General features: G+C 57.1%; 25 protein-coding genes and 1 tRNA gene. 8 read left to right on the top strand and 18 right to left on the bottom strand.

Annotation, left to right across the window (positions count from 1 at the left end; all coding sequences use genetic code 11):
- Positions 1–4: 4 nt before the first annotated feature.
- The 5 genes from R5H23_RS01180 to R5H23_RS01160 are packed head-to-tail and all read right to left on the bottom strand — an operon-like array spanning position 5 to position 4,675.
- Positions 5–928, bottom strand: a complete 924-nt coding sequence (locus tag R5H23_RS01180; protein WP_099212377.1) for a DNA polymerase III subunit delta' — start codon at positions 926–928, stop codon at positions 5–7.
- Positions 925–1,590: a dTMP kinase gene (gene tmk, locus R5H23_RS01175; protein ID WP_317213967.1), complete on the bottom strand. Its 666-nt coding sequence runs from the start codon at positions 1,588–1,590 to the stop codon at positions 925–927. Before tmk ends, R5H23_RS01180 begins: the two co-directional genes overlap by 4 nt.
- Positions 1,574–2,851 (bottom strand): D-alanyl-D-alanine carboxypeptidase family protein, encoded by a 1,278-nt coding sequence (locus R5H23_RS01170; RefSeq protein ID WP_046901487.1) that lies wholly within the window; start codon positions 2,849–2,851, stop codon positions 1,574–1,576. Before R5H23_RS01170 ends, tmk begins: the two co-directional genes overlap by 17 nt.
- A complete protein-coding gene (locus R5H23_RS01165) occupies positions 2,848–3,705 on the bottom strand; it encodes an RlpA-like double-psi beta-barrel domain-containing protein (RefSeq protein ID WP_317213964.1) in 858 nt (285 codons plus the stop codon). The genes R5H23_RS01170 and R5H23_RS01165 overlap by 4 nt, the downstream gene beginning before the upstream one ends.
- Complete coding sequence (locus tag R5H23_RS01160; protein ID WP_046902058.1) at positions 3,692–4,675, bottom strand: lytic murein transglycosylase; 984 nt, start codon at positions 4,673–4,675, stop codon at positions 3,692–3,694. The genes R5H23_RS01165 and R5H23_RS01160 overlap by 14 nt, the downstream gene beginning before the upstream one ends.
- Before the next feature lie 180 nt (positions 4,676–4,855).
- On the opposite strand from R5H23_RS01160, the gene R5H23_RS01155 reads away from it, so the two are divergent.
- Entirely contained in the window at positions 4,856–5,422 is a 567-nt protein-coding gene (locus R5H23_RS01155; protein ID WP_064273192.1) for a DedA family protein, read from the top strand.
- A gap of 4 nt (positions 5,423–5,426) precedes the next feature.
- Complete coding sequence (locus R5H23_RS01150; RefSeq protein WP_317213962.1) at positions 5,427–6,491, top strand: ATP-grasp domain-containing protein; 1,065 nt, start codon at positions 5,427–5,429, stop codon at positions 6,489–6,491.
- A gap of 6 nt (positions 6,492–6,497) precedes the next feature.
- Here the strand turns inward: R5H23_RS01150 and R5H23_RS01145 are convergent, their stop codons facing one another.
- Complete coding sequence (locus tag R5H23_RS01145; protein WP_046901483.1) at positions 6,498–6,962, bottom strand: MlaD family protein; 465 nt, start codon at positions 6,960–6,962, stop codon at positions 6,498–6,500.
- Positions 6,963–7,090: 128 nt separating this feature from the next.
- On the opposite strand from R5H23_RS01145, the gene R5H23_RS01140 reads away from it, so the two are divergent.
- On the top strand, positions 7,091–7,933 hold the full coding sequence (locus tag R5H23_RS01140) for an undecaprenyl-diphosphate phosphatase (protein WP_317213957.1): 843 nt from the start codon (positions 7,091–7,093) through the stop codon (positions 7,931–7,933).
- A 39-nt stretch (positions 7,934–7,972) separates the two neighbouring features.
- Positions 7,973–9,502 carry an amino acid permease gene (locus R5H23_RS01135; RefSeq protein WP_317213954.1) on the top strand — a complete coding sequence of 510 codons (1,530 nt, stop codon included), beginning with the start codon at positions 7,973–7,975 and terminating at the stop codon, positions 9,500–9,502.
- A gap of 27 nt (positions 9,503–9,529) precedes the next feature.
- On the opposite strand, the gene R5H23_RS01130 is transcribed toward R5H23_RS01135, so the two are convergent.
- The 3 genes from R5H23_RS01130 to R5H23_RS01120 form a co-directional block, all read right to left on the bottom strand.
- A complete protein-coding gene (locus R5H23_RS01130; protein ID WP_317213952.1) occupies positions 9,530–10,120 on the bottom strand; it encodes a DUF4357 domain-containing protein in 591 nt (196 codons plus the stop codon).
- A 29-nt stretch (positions 10,121–10,149) separates the two neighbouring features.
- Complete coding sequence (locus R5H23_RS01125) at positions 10,150–10,461, bottom strand: GIY-YIG nuclease family protein (RefSeq protein WP_317213950.1); 312 nt, start codon at positions 10,459–10,461, stop codon at positions 10,150–10,152.
- Positions 10,462–10,610: 149 nt separating this feature from the next.
- On the bottom strand, positions 10,611–11,798 hold the full coding sequence (locus tag R5H23_RS01120; RefSeq protein WP_064273188.1) for a mechanosensitive ion channel family protein: 1,188 nt from the start codon (positions 11,796–11,798) through the stop codon (positions 10,611–10,613).
- A gap of 174 nt (positions 11,799–11,972) precedes the next feature.
- Between R5H23_RS01120 and R5H23_RS01115 the strand changes: the two genes are divergently transcribed.
- Positions 11,973–12,047: transfer RNA gene (locus tag R5H23_RS01115), tRNA-Met, on the top strand.
- A 72-nt stretch (positions 12,048–12,119) separates the two neighbouring features.
- A complete protein-coding gene (locus R5H23_RS01110; protein WP_317213946.1) occupies positions 12,120–12,989 on the top strand; it encodes a glycosyltransferase family 2 protein in 870 nt (289 codons plus the stop codon).
- 41 nt (positions 12,990–13,030) lie between these two features.
- Here R5H23_RS01110 and R5H23_RS01105 read toward each other — a convergent pair whose 3' ends face one another.
- Together R5H23_RS01105 and prmC are read right to left on the bottom strand one after the other, a co-directional pair.
- Complete coding sequence (locus R5H23_RS01105) at positions 13,031–13,465, bottom strand: DUF4167 domain-containing protein (protein WP_373321848.1); 435 nt, start codon at positions 13,463–13,465, stop codon at positions 13,031–13,033.
- A 259-nt stretch (positions 13,466–13,724) separates the two neighbouring features.
- Positions 13,725–14,573: a peptide chain release factor N(5)-glutamine methyltransferase gene (gene prmC, locus R5H23_RS01100; RefSeq protein WP_317213943.1), complete on the bottom strand. Its 849-nt coding sequence runs from the start codon at positions 14,571–14,573 to the stop codon at positions 13,725–13,727.
- A 30-nt stretch (positions 14,574–14,603) separates the two neighbouring features.
- Here prmC and R5H23_RS01095 point away from each other — a divergent pair, with 30 nt between their 5' ends.
- Positions 14,604–15,062 (top strand): hypothetical protein, encoded by a 459-nt coding sequence (locus R5H23_RS01095; protein WP_064273185.1) that lies wholly within the window; start codon positions 14,604–14,606, stop codon positions 15,060–15,062.
- A 6-nt stretch (positions 15,063–15,068) separates the two neighbouring features.
- Here R5H23_RS01095 and prfA read toward each other — a convergent pair whose 3' ends face one another.
- The 6 genes from prfA to R5H23_RS01065 form a co-directional block, all read right to left on the bottom strand.
- Entirely contained in the window at positions 15,069–16,130 is a 1,062-nt protein-coding gene (prfA, locus tag R5H23_RS01090) for a peptide chain release factor 1 (RefSeq protein WP_317213939.1), read from the bottom strand.
- A 3-nt stretch (positions 16,131–16,133) separates the two neighbouring features.
- Entirely contained in the window at positions 16,134–17,375 is a 1,242-nt protein-coding gene (gene hisS / locus R5H23_RS01085; RefSeq protein ID WP_317213937.1) for a histidine--tRNA ligase, read from the bottom strand.
- Entirely contained in the window at positions 17,375–18,526 is a 1,152-nt protein-coding gene (ispG, locus tag R5H23_RS01080; RefSeq protein WP_046901473.1) for a flavodoxin-dependent (E)-4-hydroxy-3-methylbut-2-enyl-diphosphate synthase, read from the bottom strand. The genes hisS and ispG overlap by 1 nt, the downstream gene beginning before the upstream one ends.
- Positions 18,527–18,587: 61 nt before the next feature.
- Positions 18,588–19,823: a RodZ domain-containing protein gene (locus tag R5H23_RS01075; RefSeq protein ID WP_317213933.1), complete on the bottom strand. Its 1,236-nt coding sequence runs from the start codon at positions 19,821–19,823 to the stop codon at positions 18,588–18,590.
- 16 nt (positions 19,824–19,839) lie between these two features.
- The gene (locus R5H23_RS01070) at positions 19,840–20,874 is read right to left on the bottom strand and encodes a nitronate monooxygenase family protein (RefSeq protein WP_202207602.1); all 1,035 of its coding nucleotides are present in this window, start codon (positions 20,872–20,874) and stop codon (positions 19,840–19,842) included.
- 5 nt (positions 20,875–20,879) lie between these two features.
- Positions 20,880–22,202, bottom strand: a complete 1,323-nt coding sequence (locus R5H23_RS01065) for an aspartate kinase (RefSeq protein WP_408874317.1) — start codon at positions 22,200–22,202, stop codon at positions 20,880–20,882.
- A 175-nt stretch (positions 22,203–22,377) separates the two neighbouring features.
- Between R5H23_RS01065 and ubiG the strand changes: the two genes are divergently transcribed.
- Complete coding sequence (ubiG, locus tag R5H23_RS01060) at positions 22,378–23,133, top strand: bifunctional 2-polyprenyl-6-hydroxyphenol methylase/3-demethylubiquinol 3-O-methyltransferase UbiG (protein ID WP_211503870.1); 756 nt, start codon at positions 22,378–22,380, stop codon at positions 23,131–23,133.
- A gap of 41 nt (positions 23,134–23,174) precedes the next feature.
- On the opposite strand, the gene R5H23_RS01055 is transcribed toward ubiG, so the two are convergent.
- A complete protein-coding gene (locus tag R5H23_RS01055; RefSeq protein ID WP_064273179.1) occupies positions 23,175–24,446 on the bottom strand; it encodes a lactonase family protein in 1,272 nt (423 codons plus the stop codon).
- Positions 24,447–24,456: the final 10 nt, after the last annotated feature.

The following is a 24,456-nucleotide window of genomic DNA, read 5'->3' as shown; positions in this document are numbered from 1 at the left end:
CCATTCACGTTCCGGCAGCGAGTTCCACTGCCTGACGGATGGCCTGGGCCTTGTCCAGATTAAAACCGTCTGTCTGCCGCCTCAGTGTATCAAGTTCCGAACACTGACGGGCAGAAGAATCAGCAACAGGCAGGTCGCCACGTCGTGCTGCCGAGCGTGCACGGTCTGCCAGTCCCTCGCCTAGCAAATCACAGAGCAATGCGAAACCTTCCGTCTCACGGGCAATCCGGTCAATGAGAGGAAGCATATCAGCCGTAAGCGTCTTCCCTGCCAGTATTTCCGCCACAAACGCAGCAATCGCTCCATCCCGATCCTGAGCAAGAAACAATGCGCGCCCTGGAGAACCATGAGACCGCGCAAGAACATCTTCCGGAACATCAGGAACCAGCACGCGCATATCCGCGTCAGGCAGAGGCGAAAGGGCAAGCGCGCGACATCTGCTACGAATGGTCGGAAGCAGCCGTCCCGGAGACGCGGTTGTCAGCAGAAGAATAGCTTTCGGGGGCGGCTCTTCCAGAATTTTCAGAAGCGCATTTGCTGCAAAACGGTTCAGATACTCCGCGCCGTCCACGATCACGACACGCCACCCACCTTCCGTGGCTGTGTGGTGCAGGAAAGATTGCACGGGCCGCACATCTGCAGCCGTGATTTCGCCCCGCAAACGACCCTTTTTCTCGTCCACTGCACGCGAGATTTCCAAAAGATCTCCGTGCGTCCCAGCCGTAATACGCCGTGCGGCTGCAGAGGCTGGATCTTCTCCATTCAGCAGTATCCGCGCCAATCGGAACGCGAGCGTCGCCTTTCCAATCCCGGCGGGGCCGGAAATCAGCCATGCATGATGTAATCGCCCAGATGCAAGGGCAGCACGAAACGTCTCTTCAGCCGCTTCGTGGCCTCGCAGGTCGAATGTGTGCCGTGGATCCGTCACGCGTCAGACGTGCACGCCGTATGACCGAGCTTCTCCGCCACAGCATCCAGAAGGGATCGGCTGACAGCTTCAGGAGTACGGCCAGCGTTAATACGCTTCACGCGCTCCGGTTCTGCCTTGGCAATCGCATCGAAGCCAGAAAGGACACGCTGATGAAAAGCCTCAGCCTGCCCTTCGTATCGGTCTGTCCGACCTCCGCGACTTTCCAGCCGCTCCAGCGCCTGTTCGCGTGGCAGTTCAAGCAGCAAGGTCAGATCAGGCTCTCGCCCGACAAGACGTCGTGCGCCAGTAATGAAGTCCAGACGTTCCGTTGATCCTCGCCCAACACCATAACCCTGATAAGCCAGTGTCGAATCATGGAACCGATCACAAACTACAACTGCGCCGCGCTGAAGAGCCGGAAGAATGAGGTTATCCAGATGGTCACAGCGGGCTGCCATATGAGCCAGCACCTCTGCCCGCCAGGACAGCTCTTCTTTTCCGAACAGCAGAAGATGCCGGATTGCTTCTGCGCCCGGCGTTCCGCCTGGCTCGCGCGTCAGAACGGCTTCGTACCCTAGCCCACGAATGTGGTCTGCCAGAAGGCGCGCCTGCGTGGATTTCCCCGCGCCCTCGCCACCTTCCAGCGTAACGAACAAACCGTTTTTAATTTGCAGGGCCATGACCAAGGCGCGCCATCGCACGTCCAACCAGTCCGAGTTTTGCAACGGATGCACCCGCCTGAAGCGGCACACGAATATCACCCATGCCCGGCGCTGAAATTACGATCGCGCCACAGGCCTGACCTTCAACGACCGGTGCGATCACTGGTGACGCATAATCCACTGCAATATGGGAACGCTGCTGCCAGCCCACCGGCATGGTCATCACAATGTCGGCACCCGCGACAAGCGGTACAGCCTTGTGTTCACCCATCCAGACCGGCGCATGGTCCACAACCTGCCCCTTGCGGAACAACGTCGCATTTTCGAAGTTTGCAAACGCCCAAGACATGAGGCGTTCACCTTCATGCGCGCGCTCATTGCTGGACGCTGTCCCGTTAATCACGACAATCACGCGATTTCCGTTCCGGCTGGAGCTGGCACAAAGACCAAACCCACCCGCATCGGTGTGACCCGTCTTCAGGCCATCAGCCAGTCCCTTGTCGACCAGAACGTTACGGTTGCCCTGACGGATCTTGTTGAACGTGAATTCCGTCTCACCGAAGAAATGGTAATATTGCGGGAAGTCACGGATCAGGTGCATGGCCACGGTCGCGACGTCATGCGCGGACATGTAATGCCCTTCAGCAGGCAGACCCGTCACATTCATGAAGTGCGAATTCGTCAGCCCGATCTTCGGAGCTTCCTCGTTCATCATGGCGACGAAGCGCTCTTCAGAGCCGGCAATCCCTTCTGCGAGCACAACGCAAGCGTCATTGCCTGACTGAATGACCATGCCCTGGATCAGTTCAGAAACAAGTACGCTCTCGCCCAGCGGCACGAACATCTTGGAGCCCTGCGTCCGCCAGGCTTTTTCACTGACCGGAAGCCCCTGCTCCAGGTGCAGACGTCCGGTCGCCAGCATGCCGAACACGATATAGGCCGTCATCATTTTCGTCAGGGACGATGGTGCCATCCGCTCATCTGCAGATTTATCCAGCAGAACTGCACCCGTGCTGGAATCCACAATGTAAGCCCAGCGCGCAACGGTATCGAACGGACCAATCGGCGTATTGGCAGGCGTCCCAACCGGAGCAGCCGGAACATCAGAAGCGGCAGCAGCGGCTTTTGCATGAGCTGCGGCATGATGGTGCGGGCGTGCCAGCGCACTCAGCGGCCCGCCAAAAGAAGCACAGGCTGCAAAGCCCGCAACACCACCGAAAAGAGAGCGTCTAGTCCGCACGTTCGTCCCCAGTTGTTCGGCCTTTGTCACGGCCGTCATTCCACAATGATCCGCGCGCCCTCTACCCCGCACGCATGGGTCCGGTCCAGTGCCGCATCGGCCTGGGCGGTATCGGTATAGGGTCCGGACCTTACGCGCCAGTCCAGCCCTGCTCCATCTGGTACACGCTGAACCTCGCCGGAACAGCGCACTGCCACACTCGCGGCGGCCCCATGCCCGGAAAATTTTCCAAGAAGAACATATAGCCCCTGCGGACCTGTCATTCCCTGAGACCACGTTACAGGTAACGGCGTGAGCGCAGCGGACGGTTGGCCACCCACAGACGAGTCGCTGCCATAGACTTTTTTCGAAGCGCTACCATCAAGCGACTCTGCGCGAACTTCCCCAACCGGAGCAGACTGGACGTCCAGATGCGGCGCACCCGTCAGTCCCTCCATAACGGAACGGCTCGCGGTTTCGTCTTCAACAATCTCAACAGGCGTATCAGATGTCATGCCCAGCAGATCTGCGGCCTTTGGGGACAACGCGACAACGCGCCCTGCACTTTCCGGCCCCCGCCGTGTCAGTCGGATCCGAACCACCCTCCCATTCAACAGATTTCGGACCGTCACGATCGACGGCAGTTGAAGGGTTTGGTGTGACCCGGTCATTCCATCCGAAGACCAAACCTCTCCGTCAGAAGCCAGCTGCCCATGTAACGGCGCCTCACGTGTCGCCAGACCCGTTGCCCGATAGTCGAACTGCTCATTGGGATAAAACCAACCCTGCGGGCCGTGCCACGCATTCCCCAGCTCATAGTGGGGATGCGGCGCAATAGCAGGCTCATCATCCTGATGACACGCCCCGACCAGGGGCAAGAACGCCAGAAGTGGCGCGAAATTACGGAGAAACAATGCCGGTTCCCAGAAGACCTACGCCCAGCGCGTAATAATCAGACGGGTTGTAACGACGGATCACGTTGAAATTATGGTAAACCATGAAGGCCTGCGTCCCCGGACCATCCGGCTGCACAATCGCGCCTTTTACGTCCGTACGGGAGAAACGCGCGCCATCTGCCCGCCGCACGCCGCGAGACATCCACTCTGCCAGTGACTTGGTATTGGTCCGGCCAATCTCACTTTTATCTAACGCGCTGGCCAGTGTGACTTCCTGTCCCCATGGCTCGTAAGGCTGCCAACCGCATTTCCCGAGATAGTTCGCGATAGACGCAAACACATCGGGCTGGGACGTCCAGATATTACGCTTGCCGTCACCATCACCGTCAGCCGCATACCGCAGATACGCGCTCGGCATGAACTGGGCCTGCCCCATGGCACCGGCATAGCTGCCCATCATGGCTTCCGGTGCGATATCACCATCATTCAGGATCTGGAGCGCCTTCATCAGCTCCCCACGGAAGAACGTTGAACGCCGTCCATCGAATGCCAGAGTCGCAAGGGCGTCCACGACAGAGAAAGTGCCGGTATGCGCACCAAAACCCGACTCGAGACCCCAGATCCCCATCACGCCCCGATCGTCACACCCAAAGCGCTCACTGACGGGTGCCATGACGTTCTCTACGCCCGAATAGACTGTCCGGCCCTTCTGAAAACGCGACTCCGGCAGCACGCGATCACGATACTGCGCCCATGTCAGGGTGAACTCCGGCTGATGCCGATCGAGCTTGAGAACTTTGGCATTGGGTTCTCGCGTCAAAGCCAGAGCACGGGAGACGATGCTGGAAGAAAGCCCCTGCGCCAGTGCCTGCGATCGGACGCCGGCGAGAAATGCACCGTAGTCCTGAGCTTCAGCAGAGCGGATCCCCATCGCAGCCGCTCCGGCAACAGAGGAAAAGGCAGCAAGAAGATGACGTCTTTTAAGCACGGGAATATCAGCCCCCAGAGGGTGGTTCATTTGAAGCGCACGCTAGCAACCTGTGATGCTCCCTACCAGTCTTCCGCAAAACCTTTCGAGCATTCTCCGGTTAAAACGCCCGGCGTGAGATTGTCGCCAGCGCGCTGACATGCGACATCAACGTTCCATGATCATGGAACATCCCGCGGCATGATAGCCATTGGCCCCGCCCTGGCGTCACAGCCTGCCTGGCTGAAAGCAGTCAGCATCATTGTGGGGACCTTTATCCTCGAAGACGTGGCAACCGTTCTTTCCGGAGTAGCTGCGCGTGCGGGGCATGTCAGCATCGCTCTGGCCCTGGGTGCACTCTGGTTTGGCGTCGCAATCGGTGATCTCGGGTTATATGGCCTTGGCGCCGCTGGTGCACGCTGGCCCCGTCTTCGCCGCTTCCTGACGCTTCCCAAGCAGGAACGAACGCAGGATTGGTTTTCCAAGAACGTCATCCGCATCGTCGCCATTTCCCGCTTCGTGCCCGGCGCGCGCCTCCCGCTCTACACAGCCTGTGGCTTCTTCCACGCACCGTTCCTGCGCTTTGCCCTGACAGCAGTGCTCGCCACCCTTGTGTGGACAACACTCTTGTTCCTGCTGGCCATGCGCATTGGCGGCTGGCTTCTGGCGCATCAGGGAGGCTGGCGCTGGGCCGGACTGGCGGGATTTGTTCTGTGTATTGTTGTTGTCGGGCGCCTGATCGCCCGTATCCAGACCGTGAGCCAGTAACCGAATGTCCAAGACAGAGACTGAACAAAATCCCCTCTCGCTTTTCGAGTTCTGGCCCGGTTCCATCTTTTACACGCCCATCGTCCTGTACTGGATCGCAATGGGCCTGAAGTACCGGGATCTCAGCATTCCGACGGCTGCCAATCCGCGCATCGAGACCGGGGGTCTTTGCGGAGAGAGCAAGTCTTCCATTCTCGACATGGCTGGCCCAATCGCCCAGGAGGCTATTGCCCCTTACGCTGTTTTTGCGAGTGGCATGGGCGCGCTGGATCGTGCGCTGGCCGCGATGGAACGGAAGGACCTGTCATTTCCGGTGGTGGTCAAACCCGATATTGGCTGCAACGGAACAGGCGTGAAACTCGTCCGCTCCCGGGAGCAACTCGAAAACGTTCTTCCTCAGTTCCCGAACGACGTTGACCTGATGGTGCAGGAACTCATCGACTATCCCGTCGAAGCCGGCCTGTTTTACATTCGCCATCCCGATCAACCGCAAGGTCGCATCACGTCGGTAACATACAAGGAAGCACCGGTTCTTACTGGCGACGGACATTCCACCATCGAAGAACTCATCATGAGTGATCCTCGCATGGGGCAGGTTCCGCAAATCTATCTTCCGCGTCTGGCGGGTCGGGAAAAGTCCGTTCTGGCAGAAGGGGAAGTTCTACCCCTCGTGTTTGCTGGCAATCATTGCAAAGGATCTGTCTTTCGCGATGGCCGGGCCGATACCACCCCAGAGCTGACAGCGCGCCTGGACGCCATTATGAAAGACGTCCCGGATTTCTATTTCGGCCGTGTAGACGTGAAGGTTCCGTCGGTTGAAGCCCTGCAGCGCGGAGAAGGCCTTCGCATTATCGAAATTAACGGTGTCGGCTCCGAAGCAATCCATATCTGGGACCGCCGTACCACCCTGTGGGAAGCGTATCGGGCGCAGTTCTCACACTATCACCAGACCTTCCTCATCGGCGCTGCCAACAAGGCCCGTGGATGGAAGACGTCAGGCGCTTTCGGAATGCTGCACTCCTGGCGCAAGCAGCGCCGTCTGCTGGCATCCTATCCAATGAACGACTGAGGGAACTCAGTTCCCGAGCTTACCACCGCCAAAGATATAGTTGCTGACCTGCTGCTCCAGCGAAAGCTGGTCGCGGGTGTCCTTGATGACCCCGCCAGCAGACAGCGTCTTAGGGTCTTTCCCCGGTTCAATCTGAAGCGCGTTATCAGCCGTCATGCTTGGCGCACCAATACCGACAGCCGTATCAACCGGAAGATTGAGCTGCTGATCAACGGAAAACGTCACGTCAGCCATCTGGGTTTGTGGGTTGAGGCTGATCGACTGGACACGCCCCACCGTCACTCCGGCGAGATCAACATCCGCCCCAGCTTTTAGGCCATTCGCTGAATTGAACTGCGCATGCATGACGATGCTGTGCTGAACCGGCCCCTTGCGAAGCTCACCGCCATAAACAAGGAAAGCCCCGGCAACGAGAAGGACAAGACCGCTTGCCAGAATGGCGCCACCGCGCCCGCTGTATCCTGCCTTCATGTGGTGCCTCAACTTTCAAAAAACCCGGTAAGCTGGCGAGTTAGTCTTCCCCCACAGCACGGTCAAGGTTGCGTCCCTTCGCGCCATCAGGCAAGTGACTTCCTTTTCCGCCCATCCGTGCAGGCTCCATGACGCTTTTTCAGGCCATCATTCTCGCCATCGTTCAGGGCATTACTGAGCCCTTTCCCGTCAGTAGCCTCGGCCATGCCGTTCTGCTGCCCGGCATCCTTCACTGGAACCTGGACGAACATTCCGAAATGTTCCTGCCATTCCTGACAATGCTGCACGTCGGAACCCTGGTGGCTCTGGCCGGTGTCTTCTGGCGCGACTGGATGGCCATTCTTCGCGGAATGCTGGGTCTGCACGGCCGATACAACCAGCTTGAATCGATTCGGGTTTTTGGTCTTCTCGTCATTGCGACCATCCCGGCCGTCATCTTCGGCGGGCTTTTTGAACATAGCCTGCGCTCCATCTTCGGGGCACCTCTGGCCGTCGCAGGCTTTCTGGTTCTGAATGGCCTGCTGCTTCTGGTCACGGAATGGCTCCGCAGACAGCGCGGACAGGCGGATCACCGTCCGATTTCTTCCCTGTCTCCCAAAGATGCTCTGATTATCGGGTTCTGGCAGTGTCTTGCCCTATTCCCTGGTCTATCGCGTTCAGGTGCCACCATGAATGGCGGTCTTCTGCGTGGACTGGATCATGGAACCGCCGCCCGTTTCTCCCTGCTCATGGCCCAGCCGGTCGTTCTGGCAGCGACCGTCAAGGAAGGCTGGCAGATGCGGCATATGACGATTTCCCACGACGTGCTGTTTCAATGCGTCGTGGGAGCCATCGCTGCCGGCATCACAGCTCTTATCTGTTCTCTCCTGATGTTGCGCTTCTTCCGCAATCATGACGAATGGGCTCTCAAGCCTTTCGGCATCTACTGCATTGCTGCCGGCCTGCTGGCAGGCGTTCTCATCGTTCTATAAACCTTTCCAGACGCCGCTTTTCCCGGCAGATTAGGGATCATGCCACTTCCGATACAATCCAGCTCATCCGCCTCAGCCACGGCTGCCCGTCGAAAGAGTCTCGAACAGATCATGTCCGAGAATGAAGCGCACGGGTTGAAACGCAGCCTCACGGCCACGCAGCTTATTCTGCTGGGCGTCGGCTCCACCATCGGCGCAGGCATTTACGTCATGACTGGAACGGCTGCTGCCGAATATGCAGGGCCATCTGTTCTTGTTTCGTTCGTGGTAGCCGCCCTCGCCTGCCTCTTCACCGCGTTCTCATACGGCGAGCTGTCATCCACGCTTCCGGTCTCGGGCTCGGCATACTCCTACGCCTACATCTCCATGGGTGAGAAAGTGGCGTGGATCGTGGGGTGGCTGCTCCTTCTGGAATACGGAATTTCCTGTGCAGCCGTCGCCGCCGGACTGTCCGGTTATGCGTCGTCTCTCCTTGCCGTTTTTGGTATCCATATTCCCGCCAGCCTTACTCAGGCGACGTTGCAGCCCGTTCCCGGTTCGGATGGCACTGCCATTAGCGCCGGCTGGCGACTGGATCTTATCGGCCTGACGGCAGTCTTTCTGGTAACCGGCCTCTTAGTGCGTGGCATTGAGGAATCTGCCCGCGTTAATACGCTGATCGTTATCCTGAAGGTCGGTGTTCTTGGTTTGTTCGTTGCCTTCGGCATCCATGCCATTCACCCCGCAAACTGGCACCCGTTTATTCCGCCCAACGAAGGTGGCTTTCACTACGGTGTCAAAGGGATCTTCCGCGCAGCGTCGATCATCTTCTTCGCTTATGTCGGATTTGAAGCCGTCTCGACTGCGTCAGCAGAAGCGAAGAACCCGACACGGGATGTCCCCATCGGGATTATCGGCAGCCTTCTGATCTGCACGATTGTGTACATCATCGTTGCTGCGGTCCTTCTCGGGATCGTCCCTTACCGAGACCTGGATGTTCCGGACCCACTGGCCATCGCTGTGCGCGTAATGAACACGCCCTGGCTATCCATTTTCATTAATGTGGGCGCAACCATCGGACTGTGTTCCGTTCTGATGGGGCTGATGTATGCCCAGTCGCGTGTGCTCATGACAATGAGCCGTGACGGCCTGATCCCCTCGCTGTTCGGCAAGGTTCATACCAAATTCCGCACCCCTTGGCTCGGCACGATCGTTCTGGGGATCATCGTTGCCATCATGACGGCAACGCTCCCCATCGACATTATCAGTGATCTGGTTTCAATCGGTACAGCAGCAGCTTTTGGTATCGTGTGCTTTACGGTCATTTGGCAGCGGAACACACGGCCGGATCTGCATCGGCCTTTCAGTGTCCCCTTGGGCGGGTTCCGGGTGCGTGGTTTCTGGATCGGGATAACACCACTGCTCGGGATTATTTTCTGCCTGTTCATGACCATTCCGCTCGTCACAGACATGATCCACTCCGTTGCCAACGGTAATCCCGTGCCCCTTATTCTACTCACCGGCTACGTCATTCTCGGCATCGTCACATATGTATTTTACGGACGCCGCAATTCCACAATGGCGGGGTGAAAGTCTCGTCTCACGGCAGAATAGCGTTTATTCGGCAACGCTTTCTTCCGTGGCACCATAGCGGTCCATGGCTGCACCAAGAGACACACCGACGCTGTTTTTCCACTCAAACCATCCATTAGCCGACCGCCCGAGCAAATAAGCGGCGGATGAACTGGGAGATTTGTAAAGCGTGTCACGCGTATAGATGACACGACTTCCCTCCACCTTCAGAGCGCCTTGATCAATTAAGTCTTGCCGCTTTTGATAGTATCCGTTTTCCAGAAACGCCTCGGAGACCTCTGTTCTCCCGTACGACCCAGCGAAAACTACAAGACCCTCCTCAGTATACCGCGCCCGGCCATTCACTCCGGATGCTCTGCAATAAAACTCCTGTTCCACATCTTCCGATGCCACAGGATTACAGGTGTCATGCGGAGTGATGACTGGACTTTGAACAACACGAGCCCTGATCAATGGATCAAAGAGCGGGTGGCCCAGCGTCGTTAGCAAAATATCGAATGTTTCAAAGATTTCCCGGCATTCGGCTTCTATTGCTGGTGGCGTATGCGGCTTGGTACCGATCGTACCGTTATCCAACTCAAAGCGTTGCGCTTTCGCGGCCCCAGTGATTGACAACCATTCCAAATAATAAGCGTGCGTCAGCGTTAGGCTCTGGTCAAAGATAACGCCACAACGGCGCGGTTCCAGAAGTCCTTCTTCTCATTGTGCTGCTTCAGGCGCGTACCCAGGTTTCCTGTTTGCCCCACATAAGCCATGGGCGCAGAAGTCTGTTCATTCTCACCAAAAAGAACATACACACCAACAAACCCGGCTTCAGGCATCGCCAAAAAGGACTCAAGGCGCACTCGGGGAATTTCAATCACCTGCACAATACGTGTGGTAATGGCTGCGGTACGAATGCCCTGCGGGTCACCTGACGGAAGAAAGATCTGAATGGTTTGAGGATGTTCCGACATATCTTCTTCAGTCCTGCACAAGATCCGGCATTCATGCTTCAAGCAGAAACACTCAAATCCGACGTAACAGCCATAAGCTGATCAAGCCAGATGCAGAGCGGCTACGTCCCTCAAAAGAAAAAACCACCGCCGAAGCGATGGTTTCTGGATCAGGCTCCCGGTGTTCCTGGGCCCATATAACTCCCCGGCGGCGGCCGATCGATCTTTGGAGACAAAAGCTCGCTTGGCCAAGCCTCAGCGCCCGGCCGGGGTGGCATCATGGCAAAACGTGCCCGCGGCAGAGCCTCCGGACATTCTTCCCTGATCCGCGCGATAATCTTTTCCCGGATATCACACCGTAGATCCCAGCTCTGAAGAGCATTGCGTGCACTGGCGATAATACGGATCGACATCACCTGAGAGTTACAGTCCGCCACCTGCGCATCAAAAACCTTACCGTCCCAAAGTGGGCATGTGCGGATGATCTCATTCAGCATCTCCCGGATGCGATCCATTGGCGCCTCATAATCGAGCCATAGAAACACAACACCGATGATCGCCGCAGAATTATGCGTCCAGTTTTCGAACTGGTTCTCCAGGAAGTAAGAAATCGGTACAATATGACGGCGCCAGTCCCACACCCGCAGCACAACATAGGTCGCGTTGATTTCCTCAACCCAGCACCAGTCACCATTGATGATGACGAGATCTTCCATACGAATGGGCTGGGTCACGGCAATCTGCACGCCTGCAATCAGATTGGTCAGCAAACCACGCGCAGAAAGACCCACGATCAGTGATGCGGCTCCAGCCGAAGCAAAGAGCGACACACCATACTGTTTCACGGACGGGAACAGCATAAGGGCAGACGCCACGGTCACAATGCCCACCATGATTTCCGTCAGGCGCCTCAGAACGCGGATCTGCGTCTGGTGCGTACGGATCATGATGTCGTCGGTCTGTTCTCTTGAAGAAAGCCGGTTGAGATACGCTTCCGTCATGATCCGGAAAACGATAATGGCAGAGAAGCCAAACGTCAGAACCAGCAGGAACAGGAAAAAGAGTCTGAGGTTCTGTTCAGTCTCGTAGGCAAAGCCTGTCACGGCAGGCAAAGCCGCAATCATCGCAAGCAGTGCGATCATAATCCGTGTTGGACGCCGAAGCGCAGCCACGATCCGGCGGATCAGCGCACCACTTCGGGAGCCAGGGATCCGCAACGTCAGGGACGTTACGAGATTACCGCAATAAAAAGCCAGAATACCCACGACCGCGAGCATCAGAACAGAAACAACGGCTGCCGGAAGCCACGTAAAATAAGACCTTACGGCAAACAGCGTGCTGACGAAGTGCTGCGTCACTAGGCAGGAAGCTCCATATCAAGAGGGAATTGAGGGATTCAGAAAACCATAACAGATATGACCATTGTGAAAAATGCGGTGACTAAAATCCTGCATTTTCCTTTTGATAACGTGTTGACACACCAACAGATCCCCCTTAAAAACCCGCCTCAACGCCGGGTTGCCCGGTGGGATGGCGGTGTAGCTCAGTGGTAGAGCAGGGGAATCATAATCCCTTGGTCGGCGGTTCAAATCCGTCCACCGCTACCATCCTTATTTTCCTAAAATTAAATAAAAATCTTTCAGGTATCTGATCTGAAAGCATTTTTGTATCATGCTGACATGATCAAGAAGCCTCTTGCCGTCGTCACCATGGCCTATAATGAACCAGAACATCTTCAGATCTGGCGTCGGCATTATGGCGCTCAGGTCGGCGAAGCGTCATGTTACGTTATTGACCATGGCTCCAATGACGGCTCGACGGATCATCTTGGTCAGGTCAACAGGATCCGAATTCCCCGCTCTCCTCAGGATGACGAACGACGTGCGCGCGCCATTGGCGCATTCTGTGCCAGTCTTCTCGAATGGTATGACAGCGTCATTTACAGTGATGTGGATGAGCTTCTCCTGGCAGATCCTGCCATTTACCCGTCCCTCACCCATTTTGCCATTGCCAATAGTAGCCCTGTCGTCACAGCCACGGGCCTGGATGTCATCCATCTGCCCAACAGCGAAACTGACTTCGATTATAGTCGGCTGGTTTCAATCCAGAGGCAGCATTTACGATTTTCGAGTGCGATGTGTAAGCCGGTACTCATCCGCGCGGCGGTGACGTGGGCTCCTGGCTTTCATTGCTGCAAAGAAGTCAGTCCTCAGGTGACAGCACCGCTATTTCTTTTCCACCTGCGTTACGCAGACCTTGCCTCAGGCCTCAGGCGTCTGAACCGAACCCGAACGCAACCCTGGAGCTCAGAAAATGCTGGCCAGCACCAGCGCCTCCTTGATCAGGACTGGGAGAACATGCTCCGCAACATGGCAGGCCTCCCGATTGTCCACCCAACATTCGATCAGCAGGACCAGCGGCTAAAGAACTGGCGTCATGCGGTCGAACAAAGCGCAATTGACCGTGATCATGACCAGTACCGGCTCGACCTCCACATCAATGGAACCGAGCTCTGGCACCTCCCCGAACGGTTTGTAGGGCGGATATAAAAAAGAGCCGGACCTTTTCAGGACCGGCTCTTTTTCAAATCTTATTCAGCGTCGGCTGAAGCGTCCTGAGGCCGCTGGGCCTCGAAGGAAGGCTGTTCGCCACCTTCACGGTCGCCGCCCTGATAATTTTCTTCGCCATGTGGCTCACGACGATCTTCATAAGCGCGCTGACGCTGCGCCTGACGCTCGTTGCGCTCCTGCTGGCTCTGCTGGGCCGCCTGATTCATCGCATTCAGAATGCGGAAATAGTGCTCGGCATGCTGGAAATAGGCTTCCGCAAGAATACGGTCCCCGGTTCCGGTGGCATCCCGACCAAGCTGGAGATACTTCTCGAAAAGCTGCTGAGCAGTTCCGCGAATTCTGAGGTCCGGGCCATTGCTGTCAAACACATGGTTGCGGTTCAGAGGGGTCTGGGAACTACTTGTGCGTGGTGTCCCGCCGCCTGCACGATGATGCCGGCCTCTTATACGCTTCATATTCATCGACCCGTGATGCACTTTCCTGATGGCGGGCCCCTCTTCTGCCCTTGCAGAAGGATGCATCCGCCGCTGTCGAAAAGACGTCTGTCTATCTCGCTGTGGCTGGACACTGGCCAGCCTTCTCATCTGTTACCGGCTTACTGAAAGACGGCCAACAGGAGCAACTCCGTGAGGAAAAAACCGCCATTACGGCTTTCACTCCAAAACGTAGCTTTTGGGTCATACCAACTCTCAGCCCTTAAGCCAACGTCTTTCCTCAGTTTTCTGTCCGCTGCAGAACAAGAGCGCGTGCAATGCCCCCCAGATCATCATGCCGCGCGACCTCTTTCAGCCCTCGCCGGCTCCCCAGTTCGGACACAGTATCGATCTGCCCGATGCCCATTTCCAGAATGGCATGCCCCCCGGGAACAAGCAGTCGAGGCAACGCGTCACACAACAACCGATAGGCATCCAGGCCGTCCGTTCCTCCATCCAGCGCCCGGGCGGGCTCATAACGCGAGACCTCCGGCATCAGGTCGGGCACGTCAGCACTCTCGATATAGGGTGGATTGGAAATCACGACATCAAACTGCCCGTTCAGGGCAGAATCCCAGTTCCCTGCCAAAAACGCACTGCGTTTTTCCAATCCGTTCCGAGCCGCATTCCGCTGGGCCAGAAGTGCCGCTCCTGGTGCAAGATCAACGCCTACCCCCCACGCCCGGGAATATTCTGAAAGCGCGGACAACAGCAGGCACCCTGTCCCCGTCCCAAGGTCCAGCATGCTAAGAGCCTCCGCCTTGTCCGGTCGAACGATCAGGAGCGCTTCAATCAGAGCTTCACTGTCTCCCCGGGGAATCAGCGTCTCGGGTGACGTAAAAACATCAAGAGTCCAGAACCCCGTTTCACCCGTGATGAAAGCCAGAGGTTCACGAGACGCGCGCCGCTGAACAGCCGCCTCAAAGCGATTCGCTTCATCATCCGAAAGAACGTTCAGAGCGAATAATCCAGCCAGATCACGATGCGTAGCCCAGGACAGCAGCAGCCGGGCTTCACGACGAGGATCTTCAAGTCCAGCCTGCTGCAAGACCACTGCTGCACGCTGAAGAATGTCATCTTTTGCAGTCATTTTGTCAGTGAACCTGCTATACCTGTGATCATGAAGTCCAAACGTGCATTTTTCTTCTCGGTCCTTCTTCTGGGATGCGCCCTGCATTCAGCCAGCGCCCAGTCTGAACTTCCTGGCACCTTCACCGTCACCGATGAACGTGCTCCTGAAGAAATCTCCGAAGTCTCTCGCCTTTACCTGAATGGTAACCTGGTTGCGACCTTCCGCCTCGGCTTATCCAAATCACGAGAAACGCAAACCATCACGCTGCCTGCCGGACGCAACGATGTTGACTACGCCCTGTGCGGCGAAATCACCATCATGCACAACGGTCATCAGGAAACGCATCAGGTCAGCAGCGACGGCCAGCTTCATAGCCCGCAAGACCATGCCCTGGATGCTGTCGGCAGCAATAATTTCACAGACTTTTTTTTGGTAGACTACAACGACCCGTCCGTCGCCACTCATCGGCATGGACGGGCTGCTGTTTGCGCAGTTCCCAGCAGCTAAGTCTTTTTAAAAGCCTTCAGCAGCCAGAAGCTCTGTCTGTTCTTCACGCGTCAGCGCGTCGATAATCTCGTCAAACTCGCCCGCCATGATGCGTTCGATCTTGTAGAGCGTCAGATTGATGCGATGGTCCGTCACACGTCCCTGCGGGAAGTTATACGTCCGAATCCTCTCTGACCGGTCCCCTGTTCCAACCTGAGAGCGCCGATCCGCGGCACGGGATTCATGAGCAGCTGATCGCTGCCGCTCATACAGACGTGCACGGAGGATTTTCATCGCCTTGGCACGGTTCTTGTGCTGGCTCTTTTCTTCCTGCATCGCCACTACGACGCCAGTAGGAATATGCGTAATGCGAACGGCACTTTCCGTCTTGTTGACGTGCTGCCCACCCGCACCCGACGCACGATAAACGTCAATCCGCAGATCGTCGTCATTAATCGTGACGTCCACCTCCTCGGCTTCCGGCAGAACAGCGACCGTCACCGTGGACGTATGAATGCGCCCCTGGCTTTCAGTCGCCGGGACGCGCTGTACGCGATGCACGCCAGACTCATACTTCAGGCGAGCAAACACAGAACGGCCGGAAATTGTCGCCATGCCATCTTTCAGCCCTGCAACTTCATTCTCGGCGTATTCCATGACTTCAAAACGCCAGCTATTCTGCTCCGAAAATCGGCGATAGGCATCGAAAAGCTGGGCGGCAAAAAGCCCCGCCTCATCACCACCTGCCGCCGGACGAATTTCCAGAATAGCACTGCGTTCATCTGCTGCATCTTTAGGAAGAAGCGCGAGTCGGAGATTGTGCTCCAGTTCAGGAATCTGGGCTTCAATCTCTTCCAGCTCAGCCTGAGCCAGTTCCTTCATTTCCGGGTCAGAAAGAAGAGCTTTGGCTCCATCGCGCTGTGTGTCGGCGTCCTGCCAGGCCCGGATTGAAGCAACGACAGGCTCGAGTTCTGCATACTCCCGTGAGAGACGCGTGAACTCTTCCCCTGTCGCCTCACCTGCGGACATCAGAGCCTGAATTTCCTCCGACCGCGCAACAATTCGCTCAAGCCTGTCGTCAAATGCCACGTGTCAGGCGCCCTTCAGTGCCTGAACCAGATCCGCAACAGATACTTCCTGCTGATCACGTGTACCCAGATCACGAAGCTGCACGACATCGCGCGCAATTTCTTCATCACCCAGAACAACCGCATGAGATGCACCGGACTTCACGACGCGCTCCATGCGCTTCTTCATGTTCCCACGCGTCTCAATTTCAGCACGCAGTCCCGCTTCGCGCAGTGAGCGAGCAATCGCCGCACTTTTGAGAAGAGCCTCGTCTCCCATAGGAACAATTGCAATTCCAGCAGGAACAGCAGGCGCGTCCTCAAGCAGCAGGGCAAGACGCTCGATACCACCAGCCCAGCCGATTGCCGGAACAGCAGGACCGCCCATCTGCTCAACCAGACCTTCGTAGCGTCCCCCAGCCAGAACAGTGCCTTGAGCACCCAGCTTCGTCGTCACAAACTCGAAAGCCGTGTGGCTGTAGTAATCAAGGCCACGCACAATCCGCGGGTTCTCGACAAACTTCACGCCAAATGCCGTCAGGTAGGACCGCAGGTCGTCCCAGAATTTACGAGAATCATCGTTCAGATAATCCGCAAAAGCCGGGGCATCGGCCAGCAGCGCACGATCCTGCTCGGACTTGCTGTCCAGAATGCGCAGCGGGTTTACCTCAAGACGCACACGGCTTTCTTCAGAAAGCGCATCTGCGTGCTGACGGAAATACGCCACCAGAGCCTCGCGCCATGCCTGTCGGGACGCAATATCCCCGAGCGTATTGATTTCCAGAACAACATGCTCTGAAAGACCAAGCGCTTTCAGAATGTCGTAGGCCATCGTGATGACTTCGGCGTCTCGCAGAGGACCTTCTGCGCCCAGCAGCTCCGCACCAATTTGATGGAACTGGCGATAACGCCCCTTCTGCGGGCGCTCATAACGGAACATCGGCCCGTGATAAAACGCCTTCTGAGGTAAGGACTGGGTCAAGCCGTTCGTCACAAGAGCACGACAGATTGAGGCTGTGTTTTCGGGACGCAGCGTAATGCTCTCGCCGCCCCGGTCCTCAAAAGTGTACATTTCCTTGGAGACGACATCGGAGGTTTCCCCGAGTGTCCGGGAGAAAACCCGTGTGTCTTCGAAGATGGGGGTGCTCCACTCTTCAAAGCCATAGGTTTCCAGAACAGCTCTGGCCGTCTGCACCACATGGTGGTGACGGCGCATCGTGTCGCCAATAAGGTCGTGTGTGCCGCGAGGTGGCTGCAATCCTGACATCAGTGAGCCGCCGGGTCCAACAACTTGGCTGCTTCAGCTTCTGTCTGAGCCTTGTCTGCCTCAATAGCGGCAACCTTGGTCTCAACCAGGTCCACAATGTGCTCGATCATGTCTTCTGCTGGCATCGTATGGTCCTGACGACCAGCCGAATAGACCATATGACGACCTGAGCCACCGCCAGTCACGCCGATATCGGTCATCAGGGCTTCACCCGGACCATTCACAACGCATCCGATGATGGAGAGCGTCAGCGGTGTCTTGATATGCTGGAGGCGATCTTCAAGCGTCTGAACTGTCTCGACCACGTTGAAACCCTGACGCGCGCAGGACGGGCAAGAAATGATCTTCACACCGCGATGACGCAGCCCCAGGGACTTCAGAATGTCCCAGCCCACCAGCACTTCTTCTTCCGGTGCCGCAGACAGCGAAACACGCATCGTGTCACCCACGCCCGCCCAGAGCAGATTGCCCAGACCGATGGAGGACTTCACCGTACCGGCACGCTTGGAGCCAGCTTCCGTAATGCCGATGTGCAGTGGGTGGTCACAGCAGTCTGCAAGCTGCTGATAGGCCGCAACTGCCATGAATACGTCAGACGCCTTCACGCTGATCTTGAACTCATGAAAATCATGGTCCTGAAGGATCTTTGCGTGCTCCAGAGCACTCTCGACCAGCGCTTCCGGGTTAGGCTCACCGTACTTTTCCAGAAGGTGCTTTTCCAGCGAGCCAGCATTCACACCGATACGGATGGAACAGCCATAATCCTTGGCAGCATTTACAACTTCACGCACGCGCTCGGCACTGCCGATATTGCCCGGATTGATACGCAGGCAAGCCGCACCGGCCTTCGCGGCTTCGATCGCGCGTTTATAGTGGAAGTGAATGTCCGCAACGATCGGCACGTTCACTTCATGAACGATTTCCTTCAGAGCGGCCGTGCTGGCTTCATCCGGACAGGACACACGAACGATGTCCACGCCCGCTAGTTCGGCGAGACGGATCTGGTCGATCGTCGCCTGCGCGTCAGACGTCAGGGTATTAGTCATGGTCTGCACGGAGATCGGCGCATCACCACCGACCGCAACCTTGCCGACATGAATCTGGCGCGACTTGCGACGCTCGATGTGCTGATAGGGGCGGTAGCTGCTCATGATTTACCTCTTCGTGCCCGGGATAACCGGGTCCTTTGGGTCAGGGGCGTTACCCCCCTGTTTAATGCGATGGAGACGATTGATCCAGTTGCCGGGCATTCAGATCGTCAGCAGAAACTTCTGCGGAAGGCGTAGGAGCTTTTTTAGGGCGACGAATTACAGGCTTCACAGCAGGCGCCGCAGACGAATCATCTGGTGCGGCCGCAGTGGGCCCGTCAACACTTTGCTCTGCAGGCGCAGCCACCACGGCAGACGGCTGTGCCGGGAGAGCAACACCATTGCCGAATGCACCTGAGCGGATGGCATCCGCTGTAACTTCAACATTCCGGCGCACTTCGCCCTGACGACCAAGAGGCGCGCTCGTGCAGCCATCTGTCGAAAGGACAACACCACCCGCATTGCCAAAAGACATGCGAAACGGCGCTGCAGAAGCGTCACCCTGCCAGCTCTCGCCAGCTTTGAGCACGCGAGACACAAGAACATGACCGTCCTTGTCTTTCACCTGCATCCAGACAGGCGCCAACAGACGCACGACAACAGCCCCGACGGGGACAGCTGGAGCGGGAGTTTCGGCAGGAACATCTGTAGCGGGGCCAAACTGATCCGTATTGTTCGGCGCGGCCTCATCCTCTTCTGCGCTCGGCGAGGGAGACGCTGGCGATGCTGCAGACGTCACGGGCTCAGTCGGTGCAATAACCGGCTGTGGTGCCGGAGCCGGCACAGCTGGAGCGACGGGCGCAGGAAGAGGATCATGCGGCAGAGTGGGGTCGGGAGTTGGTGCCCTGCCGGGCATGACAGACGCGACCTGAGGGGACGTAGTCGCAGATGTCGCAGCACCTGGCATCAATTCCGCAACAGCCGGAATGCGGCGATCTGCCGGACTGTCATGCGAGGCAAACCGATACCATCCAGCATAGGCCGCCACGACAACAACAAGCCCTGCTCCAACCAGCAGACCAATGGGCAGCCCGCGCTCACCCTCAGGCTGCGGAAAGACGAGATCCGTCTTCCGATTGACGACCCCACGATATTCTCGACGGAAACGAGCAACCAACCCATCTGCGTCCAACTGCATGGCGTGGGCATACGTCCGCAGGAAGCCAACGGCATACGCTACACCTGGCAGAGACGAGAGATCATCAGCTTCAAGCGCAACCAGCAGACGTGACCGGATGCGCAGCCACTGCGCAACGTCATCTATCTGCCATCCCAGTTCTTCCCGTCGCGTACGCAGAATCGTGCCAACACTGGGCTGGTCTGAACGAAGCGGCATCGGACGGTCGGAGGGAGGAGACATGGCTGATAAAACCTGATCAGGCAGAAGCGTGAACGCGATCTTCCCGCTTCGCAATGGCTTCGACAGCCTGCTCAACGAGTGTGGCAATGATTTCGGAAACCGGACGGACTTCCTTGACCATACCAACAGACTGGCCAGCCATGACAGACCCGTTCTCGACGTCGCCCTCGATCACGGCACGACGAAGCGCACCAGCCCAGAAATGTTCGATGGAAAGCTGAGCATCTTCCTTGCTGACACCACCGCTCTGGAACGTGCGGATCGTCTCTGCCTGATGCTTCAGGAAGCCCCGGCTTCCAGCATTGGCAAGACCACGAACCGGAATGACCGGAAACTGCTCATCAAGCTGCACGGATGTCACAGCGTCACGGGCATTGGCCCGCAGGAACGCCTTCTTGAAGTTTTCGTGTGCGATGCTCTCTTCAGACGCAGCAAAGATCGTTCCAAGCTGCGCACCGGAAGCGCCCTGCTCAAGGTAAGACACGATGGCATCACCACGGCCCAGACCACCAGCAACAAAGACAGGAACATCCTTGATGTGCGGCAGGATTTCCTGCGCCAGAACCGTCAAGGAAACCGGTCCGACATGGCCACCAGCTTCTGAACCCTCAATGATGAGCGCTTCAATACCCAGCTTCACCAGACGCTTGCCGAGAGCCAGCGCAGGCGCGAAACCAATCGCACGCGCTCCGCCATCACGAACACGCTTGATGATGGCACTTGTCGGCACACCACCAGCCAGAACGACGTGGGATACGTTATGTGCGAGGCACACATCCACCAGACGCTCTAGCTCAGGATGCATGGTGATGAGGTTCACACCAAACGGGCGCTTCGTCAGAGCCTGCGTGGCAACAATTTCTTCCTCAAGGCGCTCCGGCGTCATGGCACCGCAGGCAATCACACCGAAACCGCCAGCATTGGAAATGGCGGACACAAGATTGCGCTCGCTCACCCAGGACATCGCGCCGCCAAGAATGGCGACTTCGCTGCCCAGGAAGTCACATCCCGGCTTCCAAAGGCGGTTCAGGGTCTCGCGGGCGTCCGTCATTGCACTCACGTAGAGGGTTCCTCTTTCTTGTCCAGCCCGTACGCGGTGTGCAGTGCACGCATCGCAAGCTCTTTGTATTCCGAATCAATCAGTACGGAGATCTTGATTTCGCTGGTGGAAATCACCTGCACATTGATCCCACGTTCCGCCAGCGTAGCGAACATGGTCGCAGCAAGCCCGGCATTCGAACGCATGCCAACACCCACGACGCTGATCTTCACCACATTGTGGGACGTCTCAAGCTCGCCATACTGGATGATGCCATGAGCACTTTCCAGAACAGCGCGGGCAGCAGCCTCATCGCTTTTACCGACCGTGAAGGTCATGTTCGTCATGCGGTCAACGCCCGTGCTCTGCACGATCATGTCCACATTGATGTTTGCTTCAGCCAGAGGTCCGAAGATGGCCGCGGCAATGCCCGGACGGTCCGGAATACGCCGGACGGAGAGCTTTGCTTCATCATGCGAGCTGGCAATGCCCGCAACCAGTTCCTTCTCCACGATCTCGTCCTCATCCACCACAATCGACCCACTGTCATCGTCCGTCTCGGAGAATGACGACAGCACACGTACACGGACCCCTTCACGCATCGCCAGCCCGACACTGCGGGTCTGAAGTACCTTGGCGCCCACGGAAGCGAGTTCAAGCATCTCTTCATAGGTGATGCGATCCAGCTTCCGCGCACGCTTCACGATACGCGGGTCCGTCGTATAAATTCCATCAACATCCGTATAGATGTCGCATTGATCCGCATGGATCGCGGCGGCAATCGCTACAGCAGATGTGTCCGATCCGCCACGTCCAAGTGTGGCAATCCGGTTATCCGGACCAACTCCCTGGAAGCCGGCAATAACCGGTACAATCCCCTTATCAAGGCATTTCAGCAGTTCCGTGCCGTCAACGCCATCAATGGATGCTTTCCCGTGCGCATCATCCGTTACAAGCGGTATCTGCCAGCCCTGAAAAGACCGTGCCGGAACGCCCAGTGCCTGTAGCGCAATAGCCACAAGACCGCTCGTAACCTGCTCACCCGATGCTACAACGGCATCATATTCCTTCGGGTCCGCCAGCGGATCGAGTTCGGAACAGTATCCAACCATCTGATTGGTCACGCCGGCCATGGCAGACACAACGACAGCCACCCGACGCCCAAGCGCGTGCTCAGCCTTGACCCGCTGCGCAACGATCCGGATGCGTTCAATATTTCCGACGGATGTTCCGCCGAATTTCATGACGATCGTTTTCCGTTTCCCGCTATCCACAGACATGGAAAGAGTATCGGCACGACCCGAAATCTGGTCGTGAACGGGAGTATCGGACATGGACATCGCGGATAAGGCTCCAGTACGTGTCTGGCGTTGCGCGCTCGGGTCTGGCATCGGATACGGCACAAAACAGATTTGCCGGCCGGTCTTCTGAACAGACTCTGCCGGTCCACATACTCGTCTCGCCACGCCGCGTCCAGCCGACGGCATCATGCGGGCACACAGAAGGACAGTTCTGATGGCCTCAGAAACCGTTTCCGGAAGCACCTCACATCGCTCTTCCGTTTCCGATTCCGAAATCGCCCATTTCAGTGCGCTGGCCAAGGACTGGTGGAATCCACGTGGCCCGATGGCCCCTTTGCACGCCATGAACCCCCTGCGGACGGACTGGGTCGCTTCCCGGACGACCTCTCTCAAGCCATCTGAAGGAAAAAGCCTTTCCCTGCTTGATATTGGCTGCGGCGCAGGCCTCGCCAGCGAAGCTTTTGCAAAGCTGGGGTTCGAGACACTCGGCCTTGATGCAAGCCCGGACGGGATCGAAGCCGCCCGCGCCCATCAGGCTACCTACCCACTCCCACCGAGTGCCGCACCTCTGACTTATCGTAATGGCAGCGCGGAAGACCTGGTTGAGGAAGGCGCAGAATTCGACGTGGTTTCAGCTCTGGAAGTCATCGAACACGTCAACGATCCGCAGGATTTCCTGCACATGCTTGCAACCCTGACCCGCCCGGGCGGCATGGTTGCTGTCTCTACAATGAGCCGCACACCGCGTTCGTTCGCGATGGCAAAGCTGGGCGCGGAATACCTTCTACGCATGCTGCCCGTCGGCACACATGACTGGAAGAAATTCATCAAGCCGGAAGAACTGGCCGCCATGGCACGGAACGCCGGCCTGCGCATGACCGATATTGCCGGCATGAGCTACCTGCCCCCACGCTGGCGCACAACCCGCGACACCGGCGTGAACTACATCGCCATGTTCACGAAGGGCTGAAATAAAAAAGGCGCTCCGAAGAGCGCCTTTTCCATTGAATGTCAGACCTGCGTGTTCATGAACGCAAACGTCGTCGGGCTACCGACAGGCGTAAAGTTCTCAGTAAACGCAAGCTGCCCGGTGTTCTTGTCCACCTTGAAGGACGTCACCGCATCCGAGCGCTGGTTGGCGCAGAACAGGAACGTTCCAGACGGATCGAACATCATGGCGCGGCCATAATCGGCATGCATCCAGACTTCGTCCTGCAAGGACAGCGTTCCGTCCGCGGCAATCGCGAATACCGCGAGTGAATCTCCCAAGCGGTTAGACGCGTATACGTACTTTCCACTGGCAGAAATCAGGATTTCCGCAGCCAGCGTTGACCCTCGGAAATGAGGTGTGACGGTGCTGACAGTCTGGATATTCGTGATTGTACCCGTCAGCGGATCAAAGCTGGACACGACAATCTTCGAGTTCTGCTCACACAGATTGTACATAATGCGCCCCGAGTGATTGAACTCGAAGTGACGCGGCGCAGAACCCGGCTCCATATCGTAATATGGTGTTTTTGCCGAAATGAGCTTCCCAGTCGCCAGATTCAGCGTCCAGACATAAACTCGATCCAGACCCGCATCATCCGCGATTACGAAGCGACCGCTCGGATCGGAACGAATCATGTGCGGATGAGACCCGGAATGGTCAGAAACCGCAAAGTTGCCTTGCGGATTATCCGTTGCGCGCTCTGGCTGACGCGGCCCCGTATTATGCACCACATCGGTTGCCTCACCCAGCGATCCATCGCTCCGGATCGGCAGGACTGCAACACAGCCACCCACATAGTTCGCGACCAGAACATAACGACCTGAATGATGAACACTCAGATGCGCAGGCACAGCACCACCGGAGCTGACACTGTTCAGCTTACGTAGAGAACCCGTCTTCTGATCTACGGCAAAAGCCGTGACAGATCCATCTCCGGCCTTGTTGTAATCGTCGATCTCACTCAGCGCATACAGGAAATGGTTATCTGCTGAGAGCGTGATAAACGAAGGACTGGCAATGTCCGTGTAGGTCGTGATTGGCGTCAGAACGCCTGAATCCCGATCCATCTCGAACACGGCAATGCCCTGCCCATTTCCAGCACCACCTGCAGGGGCATGCTTGGTGTACCCCCCGACAAAACATACTGTTTTGGACACCAGCTTGGGCAACGGCGGAGGAACAGGGACAATTTTTGGTTCGTCAGCGGCATAAGACGTGCCTGCCACGCTGGCGCCAACCGCACCAGCAGCCAGCCCGAGCGCAAAATCGCGGCGGGAAACAGTGTGGGACATAGTGGTTCCA

The organism is Gluconobacter sp. GP1 (genome assembly GCF_032913585.1).
Lineage (GTDB): Bacteria > Pseudomonadota > Alphaproteobacteria > Acetobacterales > Acetobacteraceae > Gluconobacter > Gluconobacter cerinus.
This window is presented reverse-complemented; position numbering and strand designations above follow the sequence as displayed.